The sequence below is a fragment of the Methylocaldum sp. genome, from assembly GCF_039794385.1.
GTDB lineage: Bacteria > Pseudomonadota > Gammaproteobacteria > Methylococcales > Methylococcaceae > Methylocaldum.
On sequence record NZ_JBDIVO010000180.1, the window covers coordinates 1 to 9,461 of the forward strand.

Consider the following 9,461-nt stretch of genomic DNA (forward strand, 5'->3'; position numbering starts at 1 on the left):
TTAAGAGGAGCGCTAGCGAGCGCGTCCAATGTGTCGAGCATTTCTTGCTTTCGATTTTGAATCGGGACAATGAGGATTTGCTGATTCAAACAGCGTGCAAGGAGTTGGATAAGTCAAACGGAAATTATCCCATTTCGAAGCTCGCCCGAACTTTAGGCTTGACCGAACGCACGCTCGAACGGCGGTTCCAAATTCATGTCGGCGCTACGCCCAAGAAATATGCTCGTATCGTCCGTTTGCGGAACGCGCTTTTCCAGCGCCGAATGCTTTCAAATTGGGCGGATGCGGCATATGCAGCAGGTTACTACGATCAGAGCCATATGATTCGCGATTTCCATGAGCTTTACGGGATGTCGCCGGAATCCATTCATCCTCGATTGGAAGCTTCCAAAACCATACAGTTTTCCGGATTATTGAATCTACATCGAGCCGGACGCTAAGGCGATTGTTTTATCGCTCGAAGAACCCTCTTGGCCATTTCTCGCGCCTCTATATTTCTCTCCGTTTCACGCTCGGCCACGCTGTTTAGGACTGTGCCGCTTCCGCTTGTCGGTTTTTTCCAATACGAACGATAGATCGTGTTGCTACAGTACGCCGCACGGGCCGCCAAAAGGTTCGTTGTAGATTGAAGTCGTTGTAGATCGATAGAACGGTGCGGCATTGTCACAAAGGTGTTCATTCGATCGCGAAAACTGGTTAAGGAGATGTCGATGTTTACTAAACAACCGATTACGAAAAAGCTAAATGTCCCCGCCGATATGGTTTGGGGAGCGATCCGAAAAATAGGAAGACTCGACGTTTGGTTTCCGTTCATCGAAACGTGCAGAGTAGAGGGTGATGGAAAGGGCGCATTGCGATATATGACCGTAGCAGGCGGCGGCGAGATAAAAGACACTATTGAAGAAATCGACGACATAAACATGCGATTGATATATCTTCGGCCGATATCTCCATTTCCCGTAACCTATTACAAAGGGACGGTCGAAGTCTTTAAGTCTTATGATGGCTTGGGCGTTGTAGTGTGGACTATAGATTTCGAATCGCAGCCCGAAGATGCCGCATCGGTGGCCGAGCTAGTGCGCGGTGCTATCAGCGCAGGTATTGACGGCATGGAGAAAGACCTCCAGTCCGCATAGAGCATCATCGAATGCAGCGGAGATTTCCCCAAGCACGACGACCGGTGAGCCACTCTTCGAACCAGCCTAATTGGAAATTTGCCCGATGAAGACAGAAACATCTTTGACATTACCCGCGCTCGACCCTTCCCGTGTTCCCGCCAGAACCGCCTCGACCTATCCGACGGAACGGCTCCGTTCATTGACCGCCGGACGAAGCAAAAGGGCTCTCGGCGATGCGCTGGGCCTGCAGACCTTCGGCGTCAACCTGGTCACACTGGAGCCGGGCGCCGTGTCGGCGCTGCGGCATTGGCATACCCGGCAGGACGAGTTCATCTACGTTCTGGAGGGGGAATTGACCCTGGTAACCGAGCAAGGGGAGCAAATCCTAGGCCCCGGACTATGTGCCGGATTTCCGGGCGGCCAGCCGGACGGGCATCAGCTGATCAACCGCGGACAATCCGTCGCGGTCTATCTGGAAATCGGCGACCGGCTTCCGGGGGACCTTGCCAACTATCCCGACGAAGATTTGGAGGCGCGTGCGGTTCGCGGCTCTTATCGGTTCTTCCGCAAAGACGGTACGCCTTACGAGTGAGGTTCCAGGCGAGCCATGAATGGACATTCGAGCTGCCACTCCGGATGATGCGCGACGCATCAGCGCGCTCCTTCGCGATCTCGCCGGCAAGTACATCGCGCACGAATTTTCCGAGGAAGGAGCCGGCCGCTTGCTCGAGTCGATGAGCGAGGTCGCGATCAGGAGCTACCTGGAGTCGGGTTACCGCTATCACCTTGCCGAGGAAAATGGCGAATTGGCCGGTGTGATCGCAATCAGGGACAATCGCCATCTCTATCATTTGTTCGTATCCGAACGTTTCCAGAGCAAGGGCGTGGCCAGAAGGCTCTGGGAAGTCGCCAAAGCCGCGAGTCTCAGTGCCGGAAATCCAGGTGTGTTTACCGTGAATTCGTCTCGTTATGCCGTCGCCGTATACGAAAAATTCGGATTCGTCAGGCAATCCGAAGCGGTCGACGTTTCGGGCGTGATTTGTATACCCATGAAACTGGAGTCGGTAATTCGTGAATAAATTTTGGAGTCCCGCCATTCGGGATTTGACGCCTTATACGCCCGGCGAGCAGCCCAGGTTGAACGATCTCATCAAGCTCAACACCAACGAAAATCCGTATCCTCCTTCGCCCAAGGTGTTAGAAACCTTGCGTGGCGAGATGGGCGAAACGCTCCGGCTTTATCCCGATCCCGATGCCGATCGCCTGAAAGAGGCCATTGGCCGATTTTATGGCGTCGAGAAACATCAAATCTTCGTCGGCAACGGATCGGACGAGGTGCTGGCCCATGTCTTTCAAGCGCTGCTGAAGCACGACTTGCCCATTCTGTTTCCCGATATCACCTACAGTTTTTGTCCGGTCTACTGCGGTCTTTACGGCATCGAGCACACCTGCATTCCGCTGACCGAGCGCTTCGACATCCGGATCGACGATTACCGGCGCCCGAACGGCGGGATCATCTTCCCGAACCCGAACGCGCCTACCGGCTGCCTGCTGCCGCTCGCCCATATCAAAGCGCTGCTCGAAAACAACACGGAATCGGTCGTGGTGATAGACGAGGCCTACATCGATTTCGGCGGCGAATCCGCCGTGGCGGCGGTCGAACGCTTCCCCAATCTGCTGGTGATACAAACGTTGTCCAAGTCGCGGTCCCTGGCCGGCCTGCGGGTAGGTTTCGCCATCGGAGACGCCGGTTTGATCGAGGCTTTGGAGCGCGTGAAGGGCAGCTTCAATTCCTATCCGCTGGATCGCTTGGCCATCGCCGGCGCGGTGGCGGCGTTCGAGGACCGGGACTATTTCGAGAGCACGCGGCTAGCCATCATCCGGAGCCGGAATCAGCTCGTTCGGGAGCTATCCGGATTGGGATTCGAGGTATTGCCGTCCGGCGCGAACTTCGTATTCGCCCGGCATCCCCATAGGGACGCAGCGGAGCTGGCTGCGCTGCTTCGGCAGCGGCATATTATCGTGCGGCACTTCAGGCAGCCGCGGATAGAGCAATTCCTGCGCATCACCGTCGGCACCGACGCTCAGTGCCGAGCGTTGGCGGAGGCGCTAGCGTCTATCTTGGAATCGCCGCGCTGAGTCGTTTCATACCGGCCACCGGCATAAAACGCGGGGATCTCTGGCGGAAGCAACGGCACACAACGGACCCGAACGCCTGCAACCGCGGCATCAAACCACATCGCTACGTTGGACCCATGGTCGATTTTGGGGTGATTACCGAATTCACCAGATTGTAGCTACGCTACCACGGGTTCGATGTCGCTCTCGGGTACCCGCAAAATGCCGCCGGAAGGAAATTCGATAAAACAGTCGTCGCTGTTGAAGCGCGAATAGCGTTTGACGATGGCGGGTTGACCGGGGAGGTAGGAGTCCTTGAAAAAGCGCGGTCGTTTGGGTTTATACAGTACTGCCGTACCGAGGGGAATTTTGGTGCTTGATTGTGACAATCGAGGATTCATAGCCGTGGAAGATTTATCCATTATACGCTCAAACCGCATCGGAATGTCGACGACATCGAGCGGAACTGATCTCGACGAGTGGTCGGTGTAAATCGATACCGAAACAGGTTCGGGTCGTGACTGAGGAAATCAAAGATAAGGTGCGACAAATTTACAGAGGACTCTATTCAAGCCTCCTTTGCGCGCCTTGTAAGCACGTAAAATTACCTACGAGCCGTCTTCGGGCAGACCCAACCGGCTACGACAGCGGTTGAAGTCCCCGCAGGTTCCGGAAGCTGCTGGAACGTACGGTATCTAGGAAGTCCAGCATAAAGGCCGATGTCGCCATCGGCGCGGTAGTCGCCGCGTACAAGGCGCTCCACAGACCTTTTTTGCCGATCGGTTTTCCCAAGACGTAATCCCGCTCCAGATAGCTCTGAACCGTCCAGTTGGGCAAGGCCGCAATGCCGCGACGGCTGGCCACCAGTTGTAGGATAGCCACCGTCAGTTCGGCGGTGCGCCGTTTCGGTTCTATACCGACCGGCTTCAGGACCTTGCGCACGATGTCCAGCATGTCGTCCGGCACCGGATAGCTGATCAGCGTTTCCGCGGCGAAATCTTCGGGTTTCAGGAAGCGTTTGGGCGCGAACGGATGCTGCCGCGACACCAAGCCGACGATTTCGAAACTGAACAGTGGATGAAAAGCAAGCCCCGAGCGGTGCTGCGGCTCGGAAACCACCACCAGTTCCGCGCGATTTTCCAGCAGTAGGGCCAACGGGTCGGTGTGGAAGCCCGAGACCAGATCCAGCTCGATTTCCGGCCAGTGCTCCCGGAATTGGTCCATGGCCGGCATGAGCCAATCGAAGCAGGTGTGACACTCCACCGCAATGCGGAGCTGCCCGGCTTCGCCCTGGGCGATGCGCGCGACGTCCCGCTCCGCATCTCCGACCAGTTTCATGACTGTTTCCGCCAGCGTATGCAGGCGCTGGCCCGCCGGCAAGAGCCGCAGCGGCTGGCTCTTGCGCTCGAACAGGCTGACGCCGTAGTGCTCCTCCAGCTGCTTGATCTGATGCGAGATCGCCGATTGGGAGAGATATATCCGGGTCGCGGCTCGGGACAGGGTGCCGGTTTCCACCAGGGCCAGCAGGGTTTGCAAATGGCGCAGCTCCAAAATCGACTGAATCATGAACAAAATCGATGAAGTTTATGAAAAAGTTGAGTTTGAATAATAATCATCGCGAGCCGATCATGCCAGCTCCGAATCGACCTACAAGAGGAGCAGACTCATGGCGGTGACGCATTCTTTGGGATTTCCCCGCATCGGGACTAAGCGCGAGTTGAAGCAGGCTCTGGAAGCTTACTGGACCGGCAAGATCGGTCTCTCGGATTTGAAGCAAACCGGCCGACAGTTGCGCGAACGGCATTGGAAACTCCAAGCCCGAGCCGGGATCGACCTGGTGCCGGTGGGCGATTTCGCCTATTACGATCAAATGCTGAACATGGCGGTATTGCTGGGAGCCGTTCCGGAACGCTTCGGTTTCGGCGACGAGCCTCCGGATCTCGACCGCTATTTCGAACTGGCCCGAGGCAGCAAGGATCAGCCGGCCATGGAAATGACCAAGTGGTTCGACACCAACTACCACTATATCGTCCCGGAATTCCATCGCGACACGAGGTTCCGCCTGGGCGCGGAGTGGTTGTTCGAAGAGGTGGAGGAGGCCAAGGCTCTGAAACTCAATCCCAAGCCTGTGCTGATCGGTCCCTTGACCTATTTGTTTCTGGGCAAGGCGAAGGAAGAAGGGTTCGACCGGCTGGAATTACTGCCCCATCTGGTGCGGGTCTATGCGGAAATCCTCCGGAGACTTAAAGATCAAGGCGTCGCCTGGGTGCAGATGGACGAGCCGGCCCTCGTGCTCGACCTGCCGCTGGATTGGCTCGCCGGCTATCGGGAGGCTTACCGCGCTCTGGCAGCGGCGGGGCCGAAAATTCTCCTCGCGACCTATTTCGATTCGGCGGCGGATCAGGCGAGCTTGCTGAAGGCGCTGCCGGTGGCTGGATTGCATATCGATGCCGTCAGAGCGCCGGATCAGGTGCCGGTTTTCGTCGACGGGTATCCTTCGGACAAAATTCTGTCGCTGGGGCTCATCGACGGCCGCAACATCTGGCGTACCGACCTCAGACGCACGCTGGCGCTGGCCGAAACCGCCCGTGCCGAGCTGGGCAAGCGGCTGTGGCTGGCGCCGAGCTGTTCACTGCTCCACGTACCGGTAGACGTGGAGCCGGAGTCCGAACTGGATCCAGAGATCAAAGACTGGTTGGCCTTTGCCGTGCAGAAGCTCGATGAGCTGGCGATCATGGACAAAGGCTTGCGGCTGGGCGTGGATGCCATCCGGACCGAACTGGAAGCCCAGGATCGGGTGTTGCAGAACCGGGCGACGTCACCGCGGATTCACAATCCGGCGGTCGGGGCCCGTCTCGACCAGTTGACCGAAGCGGATTTTCGGCGTTACTCGCCCTTTCCCGAACGGATCCCATTGCAGCAGAAAAGGCTGCGGCTGCCTGTCTTTCCGACCACCACGATCGGTTCCTTCCCGCAGACGCCGGACATCCGCAAGGCCCGCGCCGATTACCGCAACGGGGAGCTGAACGACGCCCTGTACCGGGAAACCATGCGCAAAGCCATACGCGAAGCCGTGCACAAACAGGAAGCGCTCGGGTTGGATCTCCTGGTGCATGGAGAAGTCGAGCGCAACGATATGGTGGAGTATTTCGGCGAGCAACTGGAGGGTTTCGTCTTCACCCGGCAGGGTTGGGTGCAGAGTTACGGCTCCCGTTGCGTCAAGCCGCCGATCATCGTGGGCGACGTGTCAAGGCCAAAGCCCATGACCGTGGAATGGATCGCCTATGCCCAGAAGCAGACCCGAAAGCCGGTTAAAGGCATGCTGACCGGTCCCGTGACTATCCTGCAATGGTCCTTCGTACGCGATGATCAGCCCCGAGCTACCACTGCTCTGCAAATCGCCCTGGCCATTCGCGACGAAGTCGACGACCTGGAGCAAGCGGGCGTCGCGGCCATCCAGATCGACGAACCTGCTATTCGGGAAGGTTTGCCGCTTAAGCGGCGGGACCGGAACGGCTATCTGGATTGGGCGGTAAAAGCGTTTCGCCTGGCTTCATCCGGCGTGGCGGACGATACCCAGATCCACACCCATATGTGCTACTCGGAATTCAGCGACATTTTGCCGGCCATCGCCGATCTGGACGCGGACGTGATCACCATCGAAACCTCCCGCTCCGACATGGATTTGCTGACCGCTTTCCGCGATTTCCGTTATCCCAACGACATCGGCCCCGGTATCTACGACATTCACTCTCCCCGCATACCGGACAAAGAGGAGATGCTGCGCCTTCTGGAAAAAGCGTGCGAGGCCATTTCTCCGGAACGGCTCTGGGTCAATCCCGACTGCGGACTCAAGACGCGCGGATGGCCGGAGGCGGAGCAAACCCTGGCTCATATGGTCGAGGCGGCAAGAACGTTGCGTCGAAGATGGGCGCCAGCGGTTGAAGATCGACTTCATTCGTGAGGCGATCCGATTACCGATCAAACGCGCCGTCGGTTCCGAACCATCCGGATCACTTTGACGAGCGCTATGGCCCGTGCCACCGGGCTGCCTACAGTCAGCCGGGAAACCGCCTTGAGCAACTGTCCGGCGACGAAGATGCGGGTTGCCGTCCGTGCCCAGCGGGGAAATCGCGACGAGGAAGAAATTTGGATCATGGCTGCGCGTGCACGTTCGCGGGAAAGCCACTGAGTGATGACGGGCTGAACCTCCGTGTTCCCGCCGACTTCGGCGAGCCCGAGTGGCCTCCCACCCGTTGACCCCCGTCATCACTCAGTGCTGATACTCGCCATCCGTGGAGACGTCCAGAAGACCGCTATTCCCTTGGCTCTCTGGGACGAAACATCCCGTTTCGCACTCGGCGCATCAATCCGCGCGTCCCGCGGGTTATGGCGGATGTCCGAGCCGAGTGGCAGGTATTAGATCGCTCGGAATAGGTTAAGACAATACGTGGGGTTACCTAGCCCGCATTTCTCATACCCTCCAATCGCAAACGGTCGCTTTAGCCGCGACCCTTCCAATCGCAAACGGTTATCCGGGGAAGGGTCTGGCCGGGAGCGCCGGAGCCGCCCTTCCTACTGCGGACGCCGATCCGCTCGCCGTGACGCGCCGTCCGGCTCCGCGCCAAGTTCGGGGTGGCCTTCCTTGGCCACCCGCTCGGAGAAGCCCTTCACGCCGGCTCGACGTCGTATCGTAGGTCGGCAATCCTTTCCCGACACACGCTCGTCGGCAAAGGATTGCCGACCTACAACGACACCGTCACTCAGTCCGTGCGGCGCGCCACAGCGGCGTCTCGACGCCCTCGCTACGAAGGGGTATGAGAAATGCGGGCTAACCGAGTTTTCCTAGGCCGTGATCGAAGCGGCGGTTTGCAGATGATGCGATTCGGATACTCGCCGTATCTTGCGAAAATCGCTAGCTTAGGTGGACATTTCGGCGGTCCAGGACTCGTATTCAGCAAGTTGTTGCTCGACCAGAAGCAGGCAAACGCTCAACATCAGCGCATCGTCCGTGTAGCCCAGAATCGGGATGACGTCCGGGATGAGATCGACCGGACTCAAGACGTAGAGGAGGGCGGCGACAATCGCCGAGAGCGCATACCAGGGGATTTGGCGATAGGTGCCGTTCCGATAGTCCCGCACCAGTGCGATCATCAGTTTGACGTCCCGCAGGAAACGGCCGAGCGGACCTTTGGATTCGAACGTCCGCTTTATGTCGTCGGCCTTTTCGATCACTCGCTTGATATCGCTCTCGGTGAGCTTTTTGGCGTCGGCGTTCAGCCGTTCTTTAATCTTTTGTCTCAACATTGGTTTTTCCTCTCAAGGAAATTCGAGGACCTTTGATCGCGGTTTCACACGATCAGCGGCAGGTCTAATTTACGCTCTCCGTGTGTGCTCCGCAGCAATCCTTGGCGTATTTTCCGGTTTGTTCGATCACGGGATGACGGGAACGCCTGTGAGCGTTCGAAAGGTGCGGGATGAGCCGGGAGCGAAGTGGCAAGTGTGGCTATCTTGTCGGATGCTGCCGGCTGGCTGTGCCGTAACTCAGTGCCTGAAGAGCATGGTGACGAATATCCGCTCGCTACATCTGGCGAGCGCCGGAGGCGGATGACGGCCCCGGCGCCCGTGCCGATTCGATTACTCTTGCAAGTAGAATCTCAGTACTCCCAATGAGTCAATAACAAATAAATGGCGACGGTCATCACAACCACAACGAAAGCCAAAATTGCCAATATACCCGTTCCGCATGCCAGAAGGGTGAAGGAGAATTTCCATGCGGCAAAGACGTTTCCCATGCATTCGAGCGCCGATAGCATGGCCATGAGTATCGCGAAGATGACAATCCACTTCGCCGTGTAGCCTGGCAGGTAGACCCGCTTGGATCGGTTGCGGCGGTATGCCGCAGCGCGCTCCAGGAAGGAGCCCACATTTACGTTTTCAAAGATCCAGAGCGGCCACAGATACAAATAAAGGAGACAGGAGAGAGACCTGTCGTTCCGGATATTCGATACGTCGATATTCATTCTGCGCACCTCCATGATCGTTCAGACTCTCTGCCGCTAAATATATTTCATCTGGTGGTCCGCGGTAGAGCGGAATGGCGAAGCGGTTCCGCTGCGAATGACATTTCGGACGGCCTAGTGCGCGAGACCGAATCCCCCGGCACCAGCCGACGATCGGGAACGTGCCCTCAGATCGCGATTTTTGCCTAGGATGCTCGTCTAA

11 protein-coding genes are annotated in these 9,461 nt (G+C 57.6%); 6 read left to right on the top strand and 5 right to left on the bottom strand.

The features are described from left to right. The 5 genes from ABJK70_RS14980 to hisC form a co-directional block, all read left to right on the top strand. Window positions 1-440: helix-turn-helix domain-containing protein (locus tag ABJK70_RS14980; protein ID WP_347258362.1), on the top strand; the 440-nt coding region annotated here is incomplete at its 5' end. A 270-nt stretch (window positions 441-710) separates the two neighbouring features. Further along, the gene (locus ABJK70_RS14985; protein ID WP_077729261.1) at window positions 711-1,136 is read left to right on the top strand and encodes an SRPBCC family protein; all 426 of its coding nucleotides are present in this window, start codon (window positions 711-713) and stop codon (window positions 1,134-1,136) included. Between the two features lie 85 nt (window positions 1,137-1,221). After that, window positions 1,222-1,710 carry a cupin domain-containing protein gene (locus tag ABJK70_RS14990; protein ID WP_347258363.1) on the top strand — a complete coding sequence of 163 codons (489 nt, stop codon included), beginning with the start codon at window positions 1,222-1,224 and terminating at the stop codon, window positions 1,708-1,710. A gap of 19 nt (window positions 1,711-1,729) precedes the next feature. Then, window positions 1,730-2,197, top strand: a complete 468-nt coding sequence (locus tag ABJK70_RS14995; RefSeq protein ID WP_077729147.1) for a GNAT family N-acetyltransferase — start codon at window positions 1,730-1,732, stop codon at window positions 2,195-2,197. Then, on the top strand, window positions 2,190-3,257 hold the full coding sequence (gene hisC, locus ABJK70_RS15000; RefSeq protein ID WP_347258364.1) for a histidinol-phosphate transaminase: 1,068 nt from the start codon (window positions 2,190-2,192) through the stop codon (window positions 3,255-3,257). The genes ABJK70_RS14995 and hisC overlap by 8 nt, the downstream gene beginning before the upstream one ends. Before the next feature lie 158 nt (window positions 3,258-3,415). On the opposite strand, the gene ABJK70_RS15005 is transcribed toward hisC, so the two are convergent. Further along, window positions 3,416-3,658: a hypothetical protein gene (locus ABJK70_RS15005; RefSeq protein WP_133718656.1), complete on the bottom strand. Its 243-nt coding sequence runs from the start codon at window positions 3,656-3,658 to the stop codon at window positions 3,416-3,418. 217 nt (window positions 3,659-3,875) lie between these two features. Beyond that, window positions 3,876-4,802 (bottom strand): LysR family transcriptional regulator, encoded by a 927-nt coding sequence (locus ABJK70_RS15010; RefSeq protein WP_156879395.1) that lies wholly within the window; start codon window positions 4,800-4,802, stop codon window positions 3,876-3,878. A 100-nt stretch (window positions 4,803-4,902) separates the two neighbouring features. On the opposite strand from ABJK70_RS15010, the gene metE reads away from it, so the two are divergent. Continuing rightward, on the top strand, window positions 4,903-7,200 hold the full coding sequence (gene metE, locus ABJK70_RS15015) for a 5-methyltetrahydropteroyltriglutamate--homocysteine S-methyltransferase (RefSeq protein ID WP_347258365.1): 2,298 nt from the start codon (window positions 4,903-4,905) through the stop codon (window positions 7,198-7,200). Window positions 7,201-7,217: 17 nt separating this feature from the next. Here the strand turns inward: metE and ABJK70_RS15020 are convergent, their stop codons facing one another. From ABJK70_RS15020 to ABJK70_RS15030, 3 genes are all read right to left on the bottom strand, one after another. Further along, entirely contained in the window at window positions 7,218-7,394 is a 177-nt protein-coding gene (locus tag ABJK70_RS15020; protein ID WP_156879397.1) for a hypothetical protein, read from the bottom strand. A 762-nt stretch (window positions 7,395-8,156) separates the two neighbouring features. Continuing rightward, complete coding sequence (locus ABJK70_RS15025) at window positions 8,157-8,543, bottom strand: YkvA family protein (RefSeq protein WP_077729142.1); 387 nt, start codon at window positions 8,541-8,543, stop codon at window positions 8,157-8,159. A 350-nt stretch (window positions 8,544-8,893) separates the two neighbouring features. Beyond that, window positions 8,894-9,259: a hypothetical protein gene (locus ABJK70_RS15030; RefSeq protein ID WP_077729141.1), complete on the bottom strand. Its 366-nt coding sequence runs from the start codon at window positions 9,257-9,259 to the stop codon at window positions 8,894-8,896. Between the last annotated feature and the right edge of the window lie 202 nt (window positions 9,260-9,461).

What these genes read in the sequence shown, in the direction of transcription:
- ABJK70_RS14985 (WP_077729261.1), top strand. Translation starts at nt 711, where the DNA reads ATGTTTACTAAACAACCGATTACGAAAAAGCTAAATGTCCCCGCCGAT.
- ABJK70_RS14990 (WP_347258363.1), top strand. Translation starts at nt 1,222, where the DNA reads ATGAAGACAGAAACATCTTTGACATTACCCGCGCTCGACCCTTCCCGT.
- ABJK70_RS14995 (WP_077729147.1), top strand. Translation starts at nt 1,730, where the DNA reads ATGGACATTCGAGCTGCCACTCCGGATGATGCGCGACGCATCAGCGCG.
- ABJK70_RS15005 (WP_133718656.1), bottom strand. Translation starts at nt 3,658, where the DNA reads ATGGATAAATCTTCCACGGCTATGAATCCTCGATTGTCACAATCAAGC.
- ABJK70_RS15010 (WP_156879395.1), bottom strand. Translation starts at nt 4,802, where the DNA reads ATGATTCAGTCGATTTTGGAGCTGCGCCATTTGCAAACCCTGCTGGCC.
- metE (WP_347258365.1), top strand. Translation starts at nt 4,903, where the DNA reads ATGGCGGTGACGCATTCTTTGGGATTTCCCCGCATCGGGACTAAGCGC.
- ABJK70_RS15020 (WP_156879397.1), bottom strand. Translation starts at nt 7,394, where the DNA reads ATGATCCAAATTTCTTCCTCGTCGCGATTTCCCCGCTGGGCACGGACG.
- ABJK70_RS15025 (WP_077729142.1), bottom strand. Translation starts at nt 8,543, where the DNA reads ATGTTGAGACAAAAGATTAAAGAACGGCTGAACGCCGACGCCAAAAAG.
- ABJK70_RS15030 (WP_077729141.1), bottom strand. Translation starts at nt 9,259, where the DNA reads ATGAATATCGACGTATCGAATATCCGGAACGACAGGTCTCTCTCCTGT.